Source organism: Sphingorhabdus sp. M41, assembly GCF_001586275.1.
GTDB lineage: Bacteria > Pseudomonadota > Alphaproteobacteria > Sphingomonadales > Sphingomonadaceae > Parasphingorhabdus.
In genome coordinates this window covers 2,991,583-3,009,509 of sequence record NZ_CP014545.1, presented here as the reverse complement: position 1 = coordinate 3,009,509, position 17,927 = coordinate 2,991,583, and the positions used below count along the sequence as shown (strand labels likewise).

Genomic DNA, 17,927 nt, shown 5'->3' with positions numbered 1-17,927 from the left:
TTGCGTGAATAAAGTCAAAACCAGGAACCTGCTGATATTGGTTCATCTGTTTCTTGCCGCCTTTCTGGCCCCGTCCTTCCTGATGGTCGGCATCACCGGCGCGCTCAAGCTGGCCGGCGTCGATCCGGCGATCGAGGATATCCCGATCGTATTGCCGGCGGATACGCAGATCAATCCGGACAGTCCCACCCTGAAACAGGATATCGGCACTATTCTCGCCGCGCAGAATATCCATCTGGATATCGAAAGCGTGCGCAGCCGCGGGGGCAAGATGACCACCCGGCCGACCTCCCGTACCTTTGCGCGGATCAACCAGACACCTGACGGCTTCGAAGCTTCCCTGCACAAGCCGGGATTCCAATATGCGATGATGGAATTGCACAAGGGCCACGGCCCCGCGCTCTTCAAAACTTACCAGCTGATCGCGGGAATCGCCCTGTTTCTGGTCATCGTCGGTGGTTTGTTCGTCGGACTATTGGCAAAGCCCTATCGCCGCAAAACCCTTGTCTCTCTGGCATTGGGAACAATAGCCTTTCTCGCTCTCGGCTTCGCGGTCTGACCCCCGAAGGACAGGCTATGCGAGAGCGACGCCTTCGATCGTAATCCGGTTCAGGTAGCGCCGGTGTCCCTGATAGTCGTTCATCGCATAATGCCAGGTCGACCGATTGTCCCACATCGCCAGATCGCCTTCGCGCCACTGGTGACGATAGTGGAAGCGGTCCTGCATGATATGATCATATAGTTGCTGGAGCAGCGTCTGGCTCTCTTCCGGATCGATATCGACAATCTCCAGCGTGAAGCCCGGATTGACATAGAGCCCCTTCAACCCGGTTTCGGGATGGGCCAGCACCACCGGATGAACGGCTGTCTGACCCGCCTGATCGGCATTGGTATAACGGTCACCGATTGCCTTACGATAGGCGCTCTCCTCGCCGAAAACATGCGCATTCCCGTGCCGCGCCTTCAGATTGCTGATCCGTTCTTTCATCGCCGGGTCGAGCGCTTCATAAGCCGCCGCCATGCCGGCGAACAATGTATCGCCGCCACTCGGCGGGATTTCCAGCGCATAGAGGATCGATCCCATCGCGGGCGCTTCGTCATAGCTGTGGTCGGTATGCCAGCCGCCGCCGATATTGAGCTGCTGGTCCGGTTCCTTGAGCACTTCGGCAATTTCCGGATAGCCCTCGCGCCGCTTGAAAAAGCGGTTGAGGTCGATTGCGCCCCAGCGCCCGGCAAAGGCGATATGGTCGTCGGGGCTGAGCTGTTGGTCGCGAAAGAATAATGTGCCGTGGTCGAGAAAAGCGCGACGGATGTCAGAAAACTCTTGTTCGCTCAGGCTGGTGACATCGACATCGTCGACAATCGCGCCCACCGCTTCACTGGCTTTTGATATGCGCATGCTGCTCCCCCTTCATCCCGCTCTCTCCGGAACGGATTTTATGCTAGTGTAGCAGCGATAACGAAAATTAGGAGTCCTTCGATGCCAGAAAAAAACAACATGCCATCCCTCAACCGCCGCCAGTTGCTGGCTGCAACAGCCGCAACCGGCATGGTCCTGTCCTCCAGCCCCGCAACCGCCGCAGCCGCCGATGGCAAGCCGCATCTGTCTGGCAAGTCGATCCTGATTACCGGCTGTTCCTCGGGCTTCGGTAATCTCGGCGCAATATATTATGCCGAACTGGGCGCGAGGATATTTGCCACCATGCGCAACCTGCCGCGCGCCGAAGGGGATGCGTTGGCCGAGGCTGCCAAGGACAAGAAACTGGATATTACGATCCTCGAACTGGATGTGCTGTCGGATGAATCGGTGACCAGAGCGGTTGCCGAAGCCGAACGGCTCAACGGCGGAGCGCTTGATGTGGTCATCAATAATGCCGGGATCGGGACCGGCGCTCCGGTGGAGCTGCAGGATCTCGAGACGATGCAGCTGCTGTTCGACACCAATGTCATGGGCTACCAGCGGGTGGCCCGCGCGGCTCTGCCGAAAATGCGGGCGCAGAAATCCGGCCTGATCGTCAATGTCTCGTCGCAGCTCGGCCGGGTGATGATTCCGGGCATGGGGCTCTACAGCTCGACCAAATTCGCGGTGGAATCGATGAGCGAGCAAATGGCCTATGAACTGGTTCCGCACGGCGTTGATGTCACCATCGTCCAGCCCGGCGGCTTCCCGACCAAGATCTGGGAAAATGGCAATATATATACCGCGTCGATGCTGGAGCGCGCCAATGACGAGCGCAAGGCTGCCTATCAGGCGTTGGTCGACGGCGCGCTGCGCAATGGTGGCGGCTCGACCGATCCGATGGACGTGCCGCGCGCGATCGCCGAAGTGATAGCCAGGACACCCGGCAAGAGACCGCTGCGGCTTCCCGTCCATCCCGGTGCGAAGCCGCAACTCGGGATCAATCAGGTCAGCGCCCAGACCCAGGTCGCGATGCTCGGCAACTCACCCTATGGCCCCTGGGTCAAGGACGTGAACGGCCGGGCCTAGCGGCGGATAGTCATGTGCGGAGCATTTTGGCGAAGAACGACTGTCGTTTTTTCCGCCATCGCGAATTGCTTTGATCCTGTCTTGCAAACGATAGCGTGGACATTGCGGATTCGGCTCCTGCGCATTAGCAGGACAAGTATCGGAGGAGAAAGATATGCGCTGGATTTCGGGACTTATGGCGGGAGCGCTGGTGGCTTGCGCCCCGGTGGCTCAGGATATGGCGGATGCTCCTGCCGACACTGGCAGCTCGGGCACCGACACGCTGGATACGATCTCCAATATGGTGGATGACGAGATACCGGCGGAATTCGACTTTCGAAAAAATTTTCCCAGCTGGTATACCGCGGTCGAGCCTTATCGGGTTATTGGCTCCGGCAAGGCGGGCATATATTTTGTCGGAACCGAAGGGCTTGGCATGTATTTCATCCCGACCGATGCCGGCCATATCGTGATTGATGGCGGCATGCCGGGCGAGGGGCAATATGTTGCCGACGCGATCCGCAAATTGGGCTTTGATCCAACGGGTGTGAAAATCCTGCTCAACAGCCACGCCCATCTCGATCATAGCGGCGGTCTGGCCGAGCTGAAGCAACTGACCGGCGCGAAACTGATCGCGAGCGAAGGCGACCGCTCAGCGCTCGAAGGCGGTTTCTATCTCGGGTCCGAGGATGACAGCGCAATGAACGCGCCGCCGGTCAAGGTCGACCGGATCATCGCCGACGACGAACAGCTGAAGCTGGGCAATGTCACACTCACCGCGCATATCACGCCGGGACACAGCCGCGGCTGCACCTCCTGGACCATGCCGGTAGTGCAGGATGGCAAAACATATCAGGCGCTGCTTTTCTGTTCCGCGACGGTGGCCGCCAATCGGCTGGTCGGACCGCCGCAATATGAAGGAATTGTTACGGATTATCGCAAGACTTTCGCGATGACCAGAGACTGGAATCCCGATATTTTCCTCGCCAACCATCCCGAATTTTCCGGAATGGCGGACAAGCGCGCACGCCAGAAAGCGGGTGACCCGCTAGCCTTTATCGACCGGGAGGGTTTTCCGGCGATGATGGCTAAGCTGGAGAAAGCGTTTGAGGCGGCTCTGGAAAAGCAGACGCTGAAACATAATGCGATCATGAGCGATTGAGGCGTAGAATGGGTACTGGTAATTGAGCTGATTGAGCAATTCCGGCAAATTCGGCGATCGGCCAGATAGAGGGCATTGAAGCAATTGCCCGGCTGCTCGAACATTTGACCAAAAAACCGTCCGACAAGACGATGCATTTTGAAGTGCTCGATATTACCGGCGACGAACATGTCGCCTGGTTGGGCAGGCTATGGAAGCGCCCGGATGGCAATAGCGAACGTCTTGCCCTGTATAAGCTGGTAGAGGGAAAGTTGAATTCCTGTCGTGACTTCTATGCTGTGCCAGCGGATGGCTAGAAGCAGGAATAATATTATGGATTGAATCGACTGATTCTGAAGAAATCATAAGTTTTATTTACATATTTTCTTCCTTGTGTAAATTTATCAGCGAAACAGGAGCCAGCGATGAAGATGAAGCAATATGTTCTGATGACCATGGGCGCGGCAATCTCGGGCCTCTTGTTCTTGCCGGCTTCCTCTTTGGCAACGCTGACCGACCCGCCTTCATCCGACGACGATATCATTGTGACCGGCACAAAAACAACGAAGGCTGCCATAGCCGATTTCATTGAGACTGCTATCGCGACGCCCAAGGGCGGCAGACATCAGGGCCAATATGCCCGCTTTGCCAATCCGGTCTGTCCAAAAGTCGTTGGGTTGTCAGAAGCCAATATCGAGCAAGTCGAAAAGCGCATGCGCGGCGTTGCGCTGGCAGCGGATATGAAAGTGGCCGCAGAAGGCTGCAGTCCCAATGTTTTTGTGATGGTGGTCGCGGACGGTAACGAAGCCATATCATTGCTGCGCAAGAAAAAATCGCGCGTGTTCGGAAATCTTTCGCTGCCGGAAAGAGCACGGATCGCCGAAAGCGGTGGTCCGGCCTATTCCTGGAAGCGGATACAGGAAGGCGCTGCTGAAACCGGCGCGCTGCAAAATTCCGATGAAACCGATGTTCTGCCGAGTGATGAAATGGCAAAGACCGAAGTTGCGACCCTGATTTCACACGTGAAATCCAGGATCAAGCGAAGCGTTACGCAGTCGATGACCCACTCCTTCCTGCTGCTCGAAAAAGATGCACTGGTCGACCTGACGACGACCCAGATTGCCGACTATGCGGCAATGCGATCCTATATTGACGCCAGAGATAGCGGAAACGAGCCTGTGCCGAATTACTCGATATTGGCGCTGTTCGATGATGCGGGCGTGAACGAAGCGGCGCCAGCTTCGGTCAGCGAAATGGATCTGATTTTGCTGAGCTCGCTTTACAATTCTCCGGCCGATGTATCTGCTTCGATGCAGAGTTCGGCGATGTTGCATCAATTCAAGAAGGAATTGACCACGCGCGAGAATGATTGAGCAGGGCACTTGCAACCAGTCTGCATGCGCGGCCCGATTAATATCCGGCCAGCGCTTCAGGCAAGCCGATCAGCCTTCCTCTATCCATTCGCTGCGCAACGGCCTGGCGGCGAGCGCCATCAGCACGGCGGCAATGACATAGAAGGTCAGCGAATAGAGCATCGAATAGCGCAACCCGTCTTCGCCGTAGATCGGTGTCAGGCTGTCGGACAGGGCCCCGAGAAAGAATATCCCGCCGCCGATACCGATCAGATTGTTGATCAGCAGGAACAAGGCGGAAGCGGTCGCGCGTGCGTCCGCCGGCACCAGATGCTGCACGGCTGACAGGACCGGTCCGAGCCAGAAATAGGCCAGCGCCTGCGGGATCAGGAAAAGGATGAAGGCAATGGTTGCCGAGCCGCTCATGATCCCGGCGGCGAACAGCGGCACCGCCAGCAGGAAGGCCACAGCCGGAACCAGTCCGTAGGCCGCCTTGTCTCTTTTGCCCAGCCAGTCGCCGATCATGCCGCCGCCGAGCACGCCGGCGACGCCGCCGATCAGCAATATCGCGCCAAAGAATAAAGAGGTTTCGATCAGGCTCAGGCCAAAGCTGCGCTGCAACAGGCTGGGCAGCCAGAAGGCAATGCCATAGCCGAGCATCGAGCTGGAGGCCGCGCCGAAGGCGAGAAACCAGAAGGCCTTCTTCTTTGCCAGCAGAACGACGGTTCCCTTGAAGCTGTAAGGGGCCACTGTCTGATCGGCCGGGGCCTGCACCTTGACCTTGTCGCGCACGAAATATTTGAAGAAGGGAGCAATCAATATGCCCAATAGCCCGACGACAAAAAAGGCGAGACGCCAGTCGACGGTGGCGGCAATATAACCGCCTGCGACCACTCCGGTGGCCGATCCGAGGGGGATGCCGAGCGAATAGATCGCCAGCGCCCGCGCGCGTTTCTCGCTCGGGAAATGGTCGGATATCACGGCATAGGAAGGCGCAACGCCGCCGGCTTCGCCGATGCCGACGCCCAGTCTCGCCAGAAATATCGACCAGAAGCCCTGCGCGAGGCCGGAGATGGCGGTGAAGCCGCTCCATATTACCAGCGAAATGGTAATCACCCAGCTGCGGTTGGTCTTGTCCGCCACCCATGCCAGCGGCACGGCGAGAGTCGAATAGAGCAGGGCGAAAGCCACGCCGCCGAGCAGCCCCATCTGGGTATCGCTGAGGCCGAGGTCGGCCTGGATTGGCCCCGCGAGGATCGCCAGTATCTGGCGGTCGACGAAATTGAAAATATAGACGAGCAGCAACATGCCGAGCGCGATATTGGGCGAAGTCGTCCGGCTTTTCATGCTTTGCTGCTCCGCCATTACATTTTAGGTTCCGCGTAGAAGCGGTCAATCGCTGCCAGCGCATCGGGTTCGTCCAGCATCGGGGTGTGACCGCGATGTTCAATATCCACGGCGCTGAAATGATCGGGATGCCGGCGTTCCATCTCGGCAACGGTAGCGGGGGAAAGTATATCTGACAACGCGCCGCGAATGACCAGCACGGGCAGGGCGGACAGCGTGTCCCATATCGGCCAGAGGTCAGGCGGAATGACGGTCTGCTCGCTGCCCGACAGGCCATCGGAAATCGCCGGATCATAGGCAAAGCGGATTTTGCCGTCGGGTCTTTCTTCGCAGGTGTGCCGCGCAAAGATCATCCAGTCCTGCGCGCCATAGTCGATCATATTGTCGCTCTGGACCGTTCGGCAATGATCGGCGGCTTGCTGCCAGCTGTCAAACACCGCTGGCTGGCCGACATAGCTTTGTATCCGCGCCAGACCAGTGGCTTCGACCGCTGGCCCGATATCGTTCAATATCAGGCTGTCGAACCGTTCGGGCTGCATCGCCGCCATCATCATCGCCATCAGTCCGCCCATCGACGTGCCGATCAGGCCCATCGTCCCGAGCTGCAGCCCGTCAATCAGCGCGAACATGTCCTCGACATAGACGGCGGGCGTGTAATTCTGCGGGTCCGGGTCGTAACCTGACCGTCCGCGACCACGCTGGTCGGGGACGATCAGTTGATATTTGCCGGCCAGATGTCCGGCCAGTGCCTCGAAATCGCCGCTGTTCCGGGTAAGTCCGTGCATCAGCAGCAGCGGCGGACCTTCCCCGTCATAGATGCGGGCATAGAGATCCAGCCGGTCGTCTGCGCTGCGATAGACATGATCGGCATATTTCATCACGTTTGCCTAGATGTCGTTCAGAATTTCACCCCGGCGGTGACAAAGACCTGGCGTGGATTACCGTAAAATCCGGTCAGCGTGCCTTCGGGGCCGAGCGTCGGGATCGGCTGGCCGTTGGCGCCAAGCACGAGATCGCCGGTCCTCGCATCCGCTGCCACGAAGGTATAGCCCGATGTCTTGTAGCGCTTGTTGGTCAGGTTCTTGCCGTGCAGGCCAATGCTCCAGCGCTTGTCCGGGGCGTTGTAGACCAGATTGGCATCCCACAAGGCAAAGCCCTTCTGATCGATATAGGGATTAGCAATCTCGAACTGGTTGGTCTTGCTGCGATAGGACAGGGTGGTTCCGAGATAGATATCGCCTTCTCCGACCGGGGTGGAATAAGAAAATGTTCCACTGGCGGTCCATTCTGGCGTGTTCTGGACCGAACGGAACTCGGACACCTCCGTCGGTACCGGAAGGTTGGTCACGGGATCATTGATATTGGTGATATATTCGTCATATTTCGCGTCGATATAGCCCATCGAACCCGACAGCATCACCCGGTCACCACTGGCAAGCATATCCTGGCCCAGCCGCGCGCTCGCCTCGAGCTCGACGCCCTTCAGCGTCGCCTTGCCGGCGTTGTTAATCACGCCGCAGAAGGAAGGTTGGCCGGATACGGTACAGGCCACCGATCCCGGGATCTGCACGTCCTTATAGTCGCTGTAGAAACCAGCCAGCGCGATATTGAGCGCACCGTCCAGCAGACTGCCCTTGTAGCCCACTTCATAGCTGTCGACCGATTCCGGCTGGAAGCTTAGGTAGTCCGCGATTTCGGCATCGCTGGGGCCACCGGTGGCATTGCTGGTCGGCGCATTGATGCCAACCCCACGCGGGTCAAAGCCGCCGCCCTTGAAGCCCTGCGAGAAGCTGGCGTAGATATTGTGGTCCGGCGTCGGCTTAAAGCTGAGCGAGGCACGCGGGGTAAATTTCTTGAAATTTGCGCTGCCCTGGAAGTCGGTGCCGGGTGCGCCCGCCGCAATGCCCGCGCCGCCAAAGGTCGGCGATCCACCGCCGACATAAGTCTGCCGCAGGATGCTCGCCGTGCGCTCGTCCCAGGTATAACGGCCACCAAGCGAGAGGCTGAATTGCTCCGTAAAGTCATAGGTGAAATCGGCGAAAACCGCGTAGGTTTCGGTATCGACATCGGCTTCGGTAAAGGCGGTGAGGCCCGGCACCGTTGTGAACAGCCGGACATCGAACAACGTATCCGCCGTTGCGTCGAGATAATAGAAGCCGACCAGGCCGTTGAGCTTGTCGCCTTCGTAGAGCAGCTGGAATTCCTGGCTGATCTGCTCGTTCAGATAGAGACCGGGCACGTCGAGGTCGACCGCCGGCAGCGCGTCAAAATCGATTGGCGTGGCGGTATTGTCCTTGCGCCAGGCGCTGATCGACCGGAAGGTCACGCTGTCGCTGAGATTGGCGGAGATATTCATCGCCAGGCCATAAGCCTCGATATCCTGTATCGGATCGTTGAGCCCGCCGCGCGTGTCAAATACATCGTCGAGGACCGGCGCGCCGGACACAGCGCCCGGAATGAGACGATGGCCGCCGCGCGGGTTGCTTTCGTCCTTGGTATAGTCGCCGGAAATCCGGATCAACACGGGCTCGCCATGGCCGCCTATTTCGAGGGTGCCGCGACCGGCCCAGATATCCTTGTTGTAATTTTCAAGACCCGTGGTCAGATTGTCGCCAAAGCCGCCGCGCGACAGGCGCGCACCTGATGCGCCGACCCGGATAAGGTCTGAAATCGGCATGCTGGCGGTTACCACCGCCTCGGCCTGATCGTAAGTGCCATAAGTCACCCGCGCCTTGAACGAAGGGTCCCGCGGCAGCGCCTTGGTCACATATTTGACGGCGCCGCCGATCGTGTTGCGGCCATAGAGCGTGCCCTGCGGACCGCGCAGCACTTCGATGCGTTCGACATCATAGATATCCAGCACGGCGGCCTGCGGGCGGTTGAGATAGACATCGTCGAGATAGATGCCGACGCCTTGCTCGAAACCCGATACCGGATCCTGCTGACCGATACCGCGGATGAAGGCGGAGAGGGTCGAGTTTGTGCCGCGGGAGGCTTCCAATGTCGTGTTCGGCGTGGTCTGACCGATATCGGTAATATCGATCGCGCCCTGCTGTTCCAGTTTTTCCGCCGAGAAAGAGGTGATCGCGATCGGAACGTCGATTTGCCGTTCTTCGCGGCGGCGGGCGGTGACGACGATAAAGCCTTCATCAGAGCCCTGATCCGCCGACTCGCTGGTCTGGGCATGGAGGCTGGCAGGAGCGACAAGGCCGCCTGCAAGTCCGGTGATGATCGCTGCATAGCTGACGGTGTGCTGGAATTTCATGAAAGCATCCTCCTTGAATCTGTGCCCGGCATTTCCGGGTCGTGAAGGGCGCTATATTGAAACATGAATCAAAATTCAACTTAGAAATTTGCTTATCCACTCAAATGCGGTTAGCCGTGACATTATGGCCACTGAATATACCGAACATACTGAGTCTAAAGACAAACAGCCGCGCACCGCTCGCGGGCTGAAGACCAAGCGCAAATTGCTCGACGCGGCGGCGCTGGAATTTGGCGAGAAGGGTTTCCACGAAGCCTCGATCACCGGGATCACCCAGCGCGCAGGAACCGCGCTCGGCAGTTTCTATACCTATTTCGATTCCAAGGACGAATTGTTCAGCGCACTGGTCAAGGACATGAGCGCGCGGGTCAAGAGCCATGCCGCGGGCGCGATGACCGAGTGGCAGGATGCGCTGGAACGGGAAAAGCAGGCGCTCGAGGCGTTCATGACGTTTGCCCGCGAGCATAAGGAAATCTACCGGATCATCGACGAATCCGAATTTGTCGATCCGCAAAGCTATCGCTCGCATTATGAAGAAACGGCCTCGCGAATCTACGAGCGCCTGCAGGAAGGCACCGCCGCCGGCGATTTTCGCGGCGGACTGGAAGAAGCCCATGCCTGGGCGATCATGGGCATGAACGTCTTTCTCGGCATGCGCTACGGGATCTGGAGCGAAGAGAAGTCGGCGGTCCAGATTGCCGACATCGCCAATGGCATATTGGCGAAGGGAATCGCAGCGGACAAGGACTAGGGCCTGTTCCCGAAACCGCGAACCGCGCCTTGCCTGCCATCGGAAATTTGAAACTGGTGCACCCGACTGGATTCGAACCAGTGACCTCTGCCTTCGGAGGGCAGCGCTCTATCCAGCTGAGCTACGGGTGCCGGGGCGTGTATCGCCGGGTGCGCATCTAGCAGCGGATTTGCCGCTTTGCCAATAGATTATTCAGCACCCGGAAAACAGCTCCGGCCCGCGCTTCATTCTCCGCTTTTATCCTTGCGGATTTTCTCGATCTTCTGGAATTTGCCGAGACCGCATGCCATGCCGGGTTCGATCCTTCCGGAAGTCTGGTCGAGCACGTGAATGATGTCGACGTTGCACAGCTGACTGGTTGAGGTCTTGTAGGAAAAGGCTTCTTCAAAGCCAAGACCACTGCATTTATTGGGCAGGTTGTTGCGATAGATATCACCGTTGATCATCTTGAAGTCAATCGTCTGGTCGTCGATCACATCGGTCGAACGAATTTGCCTGCGCATGATGCAGCTTTTCGGTTCGCCGATTTTCTTGATCACATAATTTTCATCGGCAGATGACTTGCCGGCCATGCCGGTACCGGTCGCAGCGCAACCACTCGTGGCAAGCAAGGCAGTGATCATGATCGGGGCAAGGATGCGCATTGGTTTTCTCCGTGAAATATCTGACGATGTGAATATCTAACTGGCATCCTATGTCTCAAAAATTTGAGGCCGGTTATACGGAATATTGCGTATCTAGGGCGCCGGCGTCTTCTTCCTGTAGCGGCACAGATCGGCGACCGGACAGCGCCAGCATTCGGGCTTGCGCGCCTTGCAGATATAGCGGCCGTGCAGGATCAGCCAGTGATGGGCGTGGACGCGGAACGGGGCGGGGGTCTGCTTCTCGAGCTTTTTCTCCACTGCCAGCACCGTCTTGCCCGGCGCCAGACCGGTGCGGTTGCCGACCCGGAAAATATGCGTGTCGACCGCAAAGGTCTCGGCGCCAAAGGCACAGTTCATCACGACATTGGCGGTCTTGCGCCCGACCCCGGGCAGCTTGACCAGTTCGTCGCGATCGGCCGGAACCTCGCCGCCATAATCGGCGATCAGCATTTCCGACAGGGCAATCACGTTCTTCGCCTTGGTATTATAGAGGCCGATGGTCTTGATATGCTCCTTCAGGCCTTCGAGCCCGAGATCGACCATCTGCTGCGGCGTCGTGACCTCGGCGAACAGCCGCCGCGTCGCCTTGTTGACGCCGATATCGGTCGACTGCGCCGACAAAGCCACCGCGACGACCAGCTGATAGGTGTTGCCGTAATTCAGCTCGGTCTCCGGCGACGGATTGTCGGCGGCAAGGCGGGAATAGAATTCGAAGATATCGGCTTTTTTCATGCCAGTCAGTCGCCCTGGACCCGGTCCATCATATCCATGAAATCCCGCGCCGAATTGCGGTCGGTCTCATCCGCGAAGGCCTTGTCCAGATCGAGATGGGTGCCGAGCATATAGAGCACCGCCCACAGGGCAAAGCGCCGCCCGCGGTCCTTCTCCAGGCCGAAGTCGACGCGCATATGCTCAATCCCCGCATTCATCGCCTCCGGCTGGATCGCGGAAAGGTCGGCGGTGCCGAAATAGCGTTGCAACTGGTCATCAAAATCCATTGGGCTGGCCTATTGCCTGTGCGGGAGCTTGGCAAGCCGGTCCGGTCATGGGCGAAGCAGAGTCAATCCGATATGCTCCGAATATCAGAAGTGAAAATCACCCTTGCTGCGTCTGGCTTCGGGCTTGCTGTGGTCCGGAATAACCACAACAAGTCGGCTGGTAGAGTTACAATTTGCGACATTTATTTTTTTGATCGCAAAGGCTCGGAAGCCTATTCCAAAGCGGAATGCCCCCGGTGCAACGCGCCTCGACCGGAACCTGCCATATTGAAAGGCAAGCTGATGCGAAAAACCATCCTGATAGCCGTGGTCGGAGTCGTTGCAGCGAGTCCGCTACTCCATGCCCAGACCAGCTTCTCGCCGGAATGCCGCCGCGAAGTGGTGAAATTATGCGGCGCGGACCGCAGCAACCGGCGCGCCTGTATCATCGACAAAGCGGACCAATTGTCCGCGCCATGCCGCACTGCCCTGCGCGAACGTGTTGGCGCCTTGCGCGACAATCCGCGCGTCGGCCAACGCCAGAACGGCGGCCAGCGGGCAAGCGGAGACCAGCGCGTCAGCGGTGGCACCGAATATGCTTATGGGCCCGACCCTCTGCAGCGGCTGGTCTTCTACCCTGCCAAAGTGAAAGGCGAACATTCGCCCTTGATCATATTCGTGCATGGCGGCGGGTGGAAGCGTGGCGACCTGTCGAATGCGACCGGCAGATACAAACCAAAACATTATCCGGAAAATGGCTATGCATTTGCTACCATCAATTACCGTCTCGTTCCTGACGCAACGGTCGAGCAAGCAGCAGCCGATGTTGCGAAATCGATAGAATATCTTGTTGGCAGGGCGGCCGTGCTGGGCTTTGACCCGCGGCGTGTCGTGTTGATGGGACATAGTGCAGGCGCACATCTTGCGGCTCTGGTGGGCACTGATCCGCAATATTTGCGCGCGGTCGGTCTCGAGCCCAGCGGTCTGGCAGGCGTTATTCCGCTGGATGGCGCCGCATATGATGTTCCCCTGCAAATGGTCGATGGCAACAGATTCATGCAGAAAACCTATAGCCAGGCATTTGGCACCGATCCTGCCCGGCAGTGGGCACTATCACCCACGGCACATGCTGCCGCACCCAATGCGCGGTCATTCCTGATCCTGCATATCGAGCGCGCAGACGGGACAAGGCAATCGAAAGCGCTTGCTGAACAGCTTCGTGCGGCAGGAACTGCGGTTCAGATCAATGCGGTAGAGGGCAAGGGATTGAAAGGGCATGCAGAAATCAACCGGTCGCTTGGCAACCCGGATTATCCGGCGACGGCAATCGTCGACAAATGGTTGGCCGACCTGTTTAGATAGCATCGGGCCAGGTAGAAAAACTTGCAGTCGAGGCCGGGCGCAATAGTGCAAATTGCGCCGAACTGAACCCCGGAACTACGCGCAATTGCGTAGAGACTGCGTCACTGGCTGGTCCTACATTTGGCTCCCCATATCAGGATCAAGATGGAGTCCCCCAATGGAAAACCACATGAAAGCCGCCATTTTCATCGAGCCCGGCAAGATCATCCTCGGCGAGAAACCGATTCCCGACATCGGTCCGCTCGACGCGCTGATCCGGATTACCACCACCACCATCTGCGGCACCGATGTCCATATTCTCAAGGGCGAATATCCGGTGGCAAGCGGCCTGACGATCGGTCACGAGCCGGTCGGCATCATCGAAAAGCTCGGCTCTGCGGTGGAGGGCTTTTCCGAAGGGCAGCGGGTTATCGCCGGTGCAATCACGCCGACCGGCACATCCAATGCATCAATGTGCGGTTTTCATTCGCAATGCGGTGGCCATCACGGCCATGGCTGGAAAGCGATGGGCGGCTGGCGCTTCGGCAATACGATCGATGGCGCGCAGGCCGAGTATCTGCGCGTGCCCGATGCCATGGCCAATCTCGCTCCCGTGCCCGACGGGCTGACGGACGAACAGGTTCTGATGTGCCCGGACATTCTCTCGACCGGCTTCAGCGGCGCCGAGTCCGGCAGGATCAGGATCGGCGACAGCGTCGCCATCTTTGCCCAGGGACCAATCGGCCTGTGCGCCACGGCCGGCGCCAAGCTGATGGGCGCGACCAATATCATCACCGTGGAAACCGTTCCGGAGCGGATGGACATGTCGCGCAGCATGGGCGCCGATCATGTCATCGATTTCAACAAGGTCGATCCGATTGACGAGATCATGCGGATTACCGACGGCCGCGGCGTCGATGTCTCGATCGAGGCTCTGGGCAAGTCCCGGACCTTCGACTGGGCCCTGCGCACCCTGCGCCCCGGCGGGACGCTGTCCTCGCTCGGCGTCTATTCCGAGGATCTGACCCTGCCGGTCGATGCCTTTTCTGCCGGTCTGGGAGATAATAAAATCGTCTCCACCCTCTGCCCCGGCGGCAAGGAGCGAATGCGCCGGCTGATGGAAGTGGTCGGATCGGGCCGCGTCGATACCAGCAAGCTGGTGACCCATCATTTTGCGCTCGATGATATCGAAACCGCCTATGACCTGTTCGCCAACCAGCGCGACGGCGTGATGAAAATCGCGATCAAGCCCTGGCAGTGACTGTATCGGCTGTCGCAATTTCGCGAAAATGGAAAATGGAAAATGGGAATGAAATGAAATATTATATGGCGACAATATTGGCGACATCTTTTGACGACGCCATCGCGCGCACCGAAGCGGCGCTCAAGACCGAGGGTTTCGGGATACTGACCCGCGTCGATGTGCAAAAGACGCTGAAGACCAAAATCGACGTCGATTTCCGGCCCTACACCATACTCGGCGCCTGCAATCCGGCGCTCGCCCACGAAGCGCTGCAACTGGAGGACAAGGTCGGAACAATGCTGCCCTGCAATCTGGTGGTCCAGCAACAGGGCGATGGAAAGGTGGAGGTCGCCGCAATCAATCCGGTCGCCTCGATGCAGGCCATCGATAATCCGCAGCTAAAGCAGGCTGCCGAGGCTGTGCGAGACAAATTGTCGCATGTGATCGAATCTCTGGCCAACGCCTAGAAGCCTGCGATCACAGGCCCGGAAATCACGGAAAACAATCTAACTCCGCCTGCCGCTCAATTCCCGCCATCATCATCCCGGCACAGGCTGAATTGCTGCCGGTTAAAGCGCCCGCAGCGCAGGCGTGACATGGTCTGCGTCTTTCGATGCTGGCCTCACGCCTTTTTTCGGCAGGCCCACATGTTTTGGTTTCAGCCGGCTGGTGTTCGAGCGCAGCGGCGGGCCGCTTATCCGTTGCCGTTTATCGAGCCCGTGTTGCTGGGCATGTTTCAAAAGCAATGCGGTCGCTGATTCCCGCGCAACGGCGGCGGAAAACAGATATCCCTGACCCAGTTCGCATCCGATTTCCTGAAGCAAATGCGCCTGATCTTCGGTCTCAATGCCCTCTGCGATCACGTGGATGCCGAGCTTGCGTGCGATGCTGAGCAAGCCTTCGATGATCGCCATGCCGCGGTCACCAAGCTGCAATTGACTGACGAAGGACTTGTCGATTTTGATGATGTCGACCGGCACTGTCAGCAAATGGGTGAGCGATGCGAAGCCAGTGCCAAAATCGTCCAGCGCGATGCGCAGGCCATGGGCACGAAGCGCCTTGATCTCTTGGGCGACCACCGGATTATTTTGTCCGAGATAGACCGATTCGGTAACCTCGAGAACGACATGTTTCAGCGGCACATTCTCTCGACCAAAGGCCGCCTTTATGCGGTCATAGAGTGTGCCGCTATGAAAGTCGGCAGAAGAAATATTGATCCCGACATGTTGAAACGGGATCCCGGCTTCCAGCCATGCGCGAACATCGGCTGCGACCAGAGCCAACATGCCCTGGGTCAGTTTTGCAGCCACATCCACGTCTGTTGTGGCCTGGTGAAAGGCGCCGGCCGACACGATATTGCCTTCCGGTTTGCGCAGCCGGCATAGCGCTTCCATGCCGACAATCTCGCCCGAATCGAGCCGGACGATCGGTTGATAATAAGCCTCGATCCGGCCTTCGCTGAGCGCGATATCGACGTCATGGATCACCTCGATCCGGTCCTTGATCGTTGTGCCGATGCCGGGCCAGTAGCGGACAAAGCCGCCGCGCCCAGTTTCCTTCGCGTGATAGAGCGCAAAGTCGGCATGCCGGTGCACTGTTTCTGCATCATGATCGCCTGGCGTCAGCGCTGCCGCCCCAATTGTTGCGCGGGGCTGGATCATATGCCCGCAACAGCTGGTGACAATGCCTATGGCATCGAGAATACGTGACGCTGTACCCCTCAGGTCGGCAACGGCTCCGGTCTCTTGCAGGATCACGGCAAATTCATCGCCGCCCAGCCGGAATACATGATCGGGCCGGACAATCATTTTTATGCGCCGTGCGACGTTTTGCAGCAGTTCATCACCGGCTTGATGTCCGAACGTGTCATTGATCATCTTGAGATTGTCGAGATCGACAACCATCAGTGCCCAGGTGCCTGGCTCGTCACAGGACAGGCGGCTCAGTGCCGCGTCAAAACTTGACCGATTCGGCAAGTCTGTCAGCGCATCGATCGAAGCCCGCCGCTCGCGTTCCAGAACCCGGTCGTGCCGCTGCAGCGCGATCGCGCAGAGATGAATGCTGGCACTAACCAGTTGCTTTTCCCGTTCGCGAGGCATTCGCTTCTGTTTGAAATATAGAGCGAAGGTACCAAAAACTGCGCCTTCTGCATTGTAGATAGGGACCGACCAGCAGGCCTTGAATCCAAAAGGCAGAACATGTTCCTTGAACGCCGACCAGCGCGGATCTCTTTCAATATCGGTCACGACAACGGCTTCGCGACGGTAGGCCGCGCTGCCGCAAGAGCCGACATTGGGCCCGATCATGAGACCCTTGATCAAGCCGGAAAATTTTTCGGGTAGGCTCGGCGCGGCAAGCGGATACAGTAATCCGCTATCCTCCACCCGCAATACCGAACAGGCAACCTCGGGCAACAATAGCTCAAGCTCGTGACATAATCGTTCTGCTGTAATATCGAGTGACACGCCAGTAGCGATCATCTCGAGAATTTTGTTTTGGAACAGCAGCAACAAGCCTCATCCTTTATTAACCGAAGGAAATTTCAGTTAACTCTATGGCATCGGAGTAAACAGAAGATGAAATATTGCAAAAGAGGTCATCTTCGCCCGACAATTACGGATGTAGAACAGCTTTTCCGGGCGAGTGACGCCAATAAGCCCAGTTGATCCGGAATAATATTGGCCAAGCGCGAAAGGGCGCTTGGCGGCAAGGTTGCCGTTCGCGCGCCTGAATCTGCCGATCTAGCGGGAACGGATCAGACGGCCGCGCGTATTTTGCTCATGGGAAGTCGAAAAGAGACACTTACAGGGATTTTTTCCTACACCGCTATCGGGGTGTCGCTGGCCCTGATGTCGGGACTGGCGTTGGGCCATGTCACCAAACAATCGATGCATCCCCGGCTTTCTGCGCAGCTCCCTCTGGACCCGGTCGAACGCTATGCGCTTGGGCAAAATGCGTATAAGACGAGCAATGTGGCTATCAAGTCAACTCAGGCCCGACCCTCCGCATTTACAGATGGAAGCTATGAAATTGGCAGATATGAAAAGGGCTCGCGCATTCTGATACCCGCCGAACCCGCGCGCAAGATCGAGCGGCTTCGGCTGGAAAGACTGCAGGACTGGAATGACCGGAATTTCGGTTCCGATCCGGGCGTTGACGATACATATGCCGGTTATACAGAGGACGAGGATTACGCGCCCATCGATGTCGGCGCGGTGATGGACGCCCCTGAGACTGCGGCCATGCGTGCCAGCGGGACTTAACGCATTTGAGCCGGTCGAAAACCGGTCGTCCCGGGCCAGAGCCCTTCATCCCGACGAGATCTTGTCATCAATCCGCCGCTCAGGCGATGATCGCATCCCGCTAGCGCTGCATTGTACAGGCCAAAAAAAAGCGGGG

Annotated in this window: 18 protein-coding genes and 1 tRNA gene; 10 read left to right on the top strand and 9 right to left on the bottom strand. The window is 58.0% G+C overall.

Annotated features, from left to right (window positions below):
• Window positions 1-4: 4 nt before the first annotated feature.
• Complete coding sequence (locus tag AZE99_RS14360) at window positions 5-559, top strand: hypothetical protein (RefSeq protein WP_067202502.1); 555 nt, start codon at window positions 5-7, stop codon at window positions 557-559.
• Window positions 560-574: 15 nt separating this feature from the next.
• On the opposite strand, the gene AZE99_RS14355 is transcribed toward AZE99_RS14360, so the two are convergent.
• On the bottom strand, window positions 575-1,399 hold the full coding sequence (locus AZE99_RS14355) for a TauD/TfdA dioxygenase family protein (RefSeq protein ID WP_067202499.1): 825 nt from the start codon (window positions 1,397-1,399) through the stop codon (window positions 575-577).
• Between the two features lie 81 nt (window positions 1,400-1,480).
• Between AZE99_RS14355 and AZE99_RS14350 the strand changes: the two genes are divergently transcribed.
• The 4 genes from AZE99_RS14350 to AZE99_RS14335 all read left to right on the top strand — a co-directional run bounded on the left by AZE99_RS14350 (window position 1,481) and on the right by AZE99_RS14335 (window position 4,981).
• Window positions 1,481-2,488, top strand: coding sequence for an SDR family oxidoreductase (locus tag AZE99_RS14350; protein ID WP_231862630.1), 1,008 nt, complete (start codon window positions 1,481-1,483; stop codon window positions 2,486-2,488).
• Between the two features lie 154 nt (window positions 2,489-2,642).
• Window positions 2,643-3,629: a subclass B3 metallo-beta-lactamase gene (gene bla / locus AZE99_RS14345; protein ID WP_067202494.1), complete on the top strand. Its 987-nt coding sequence runs from the start codon at window positions 2,643-2,645 to the stop codon at window positions 3,627-3,629.
• A 104-nt stretch (window positions 3,630-3,733) separates the two neighbouring features.
• Window positions 3,734-3,925, top strand: coding sequence for a hypothetical protein (locus tag AZE99_RS14340; protein ID WP_067202492.1), 192 nt, complete (start codon window positions 3,734-3,736; stop codon window positions 3,923-3,925).
• Window positions 3,926-4,033: 108 nt separating this feature from the next.
• Window positions 4,034-4,981, top strand: a complete 948-nt coding sequence (locus AZE99_RS14335; protein WP_067202489.1) for a hypothetical protein — start codon at window positions 4,034-4,036, stop codon at window positions 4,979-4,981.
• 69 nt (window positions 4,982-5,050) lie between these two features.
• Here AZE99_RS14335 and AZE99_RS14330 read toward each other — a convergent pair whose 3' ends face one another.
• The 3 genes from AZE99_RS14330 to AZE99_RS14320 are packed head-to-tail and all read right to left on the bottom strand — an operon-like array spanning window position 5,051 to window position 9,572.
• Window positions 5,051-6,307: a spinster family MFS transporter gene (locus AZE99_RS14330; protein WP_067203737.1), complete on the bottom strand. Its 1,257-nt coding sequence runs from the start codon at window positions 6,305-6,307 to the stop codon at window positions 5,051-5,053.
• A gap of 17 nt (window positions 6,308-6,324) precedes the next feature.
• Complete coding sequence (locus AZE99_RS14325) at window positions 6,325-7,185, bottom strand: alpha/beta fold hydrolase (protein ID WP_067202486.1); 861 nt, start codon at window positions 7,183-7,185, stop codon at window positions 6,325-6,327.
• 20 nt (window positions 7,186-7,205) lie between these two features.
• Window positions 7,206-9,572 (bottom strand): TonB-dependent receptor, encoded by a 2,367-nt coding sequence (locus tag AZE99_RS14320; protein ID WP_067202484.1) that lies wholly within the window; start codon window positions 9,570-9,572, stop codon window positions 7,206-7,208.
• Window positions 9,573-9,696: 124 nt separating this feature from the next.
• Between AZE99_RS14320 and AZE99_RS14315 the strand changes: the two genes are divergently transcribed.
• Window positions 9,697-10,323 (top strand): TetR/AcrR family transcriptional regulator, encoded by a 627-nt coding sequence (locus AZE99_RS14315; RefSeq protein WP_067202481.1) that lies wholly within the window; start codon window positions 9,697-9,699, stop codon window positions 10,321-10,323.
• Between the two features lie 54 nt (window positions 10,324-10,377).
• On the opposite strand, the gene AZE99_RS14310 is transcribed toward AZE99_RS14315, so the two are convergent.
• The 4 genes from AZE99_RS14310 to AZE99_RS14295 all read right to left on the bottom strand — a co-directional run bounded on the left by AZE99_RS14310 (window position 10,378) and on the right by AZE99_RS14295 (window position 11,965).
• Window positions 10,378-10,454, bottom strand: a tRNA-Arg gene (locus tag AZE99_RS14310).
• Window positions 10,455-10,547: 93 nt separating this feature from the next.
• Window positions 10,548-10,967 (bottom strand): hypothetical protein, encoded by a 420-nt coding sequence (locus AZE99_RS14305; RefSeq protein WP_156472289.1) that lies wholly within the window; start codon window positions 10,965-10,967, stop codon window positions 10,548-10,550.
• Between the two features lie 93 nt (window positions 10,968-11,060).
• Window positions 11,061-11,699, bottom strand: coding sequence for an endonuclease III (gene nth / locus AZE99_RS14300; RefSeq protein ID WP_067202478.1), 639 nt, complete (start codon window positions 11,697-11,699; stop codon window positions 11,061-11,063).
• A gap of 5 nt (window positions 11,700-11,704) precedes the next feature.
• The gene (locus tag AZE99_RS14295; RefSeq protein WP_067202476.1) at window positions 11,705-11,965 is read right to left on the bottom strand and encodes a hypothetical protein; all 261 of its coding nucleotides are present in this window, start codon (window positions 11,963-11,965) and stop codon (window positions 11,705-11,707) included.
• Window positions 11,966-12,247: 282 nt separating this feature from the next.
• Between AZE99_RS14295 and AZE99_RS14290 the strand changes: the two genes are divergently transcribed.
• From AZE99_RS14290 to AZE99_RS14280, 3 genes are all read left to right on the top strand, one after another.
• On the top strand, window positions 12,248-13,306 hold the full coding sequence (locus AZE99_RS14290) for an alpha/beta hydrolase (RefSeq protein ID WP_067203733.1): 1,059 nt from the start codon (window positions 12,248-12,250) through the stop codon (window positions 13,304-13,306).
• A gap of 169 nt (window positions 13,307-13,475) precedes the next feature.
• A complete protein-coding gene (locus tag AZE99_RS14285) occupies window positions 13,476-14,546 on the top strand; it encodes an NAD(P)-dependent alcohol dehydrogenase (RefSeq protein ID WP_231862629.1) in 1,071 nt (356 codons plus the stop codon).
• A gap of 53 nt (window positions 14,547-14,599) precedes the next feature.
• The gene (locus AZE99_RS14280) at window positions 14,600-14,995 is read left to right on the top strand and encodes a DUF302 domain-containing protein (RefSeq protein WP_067203732.1); all 396 of its coding nucleotides are present in this window, start codon (window positions 14,600-14,602) and stop codon (window positions 14,993-14,995) included.
• 102 nt (window positions 14,996-15,097) lie between these two features.
• On the opposite strand, the gene AZE99_RS14275 is transcribed toward AZE99_RS14280, so the two are convergent.
• Window positions 15,098-17,041 (bottom strand): sensor domain-containing phosphodiesterase, encoded by a 1,944-nt coding sequence (locus AZE99_RS14275; protein ID WP_082788402.1) that lies wholly within the window; start codon window positions 17,039-17,041, stop codon window positions 15,098-15,100.
• 165 nt (window positions 17,042-17,206) lie between these two features.
• On the opposite strand from AZE99_RS14275, the gene AZE99_RS14270 reads away from it, so the two are divergent.
• Window positions 17,207-17,791: a hypothetical protein gene (locus AZE99_RS14270; RefSeq protein ID WP_067202470.1), complete on the top strand. Its 585-nt coding sequence runs from the start codon at window positions 17,207-17,209 to the stop codon at window positions 17,789-17,791.
• Window positions 17,792-17,927 lie beyond the last annotated feature (136 nt).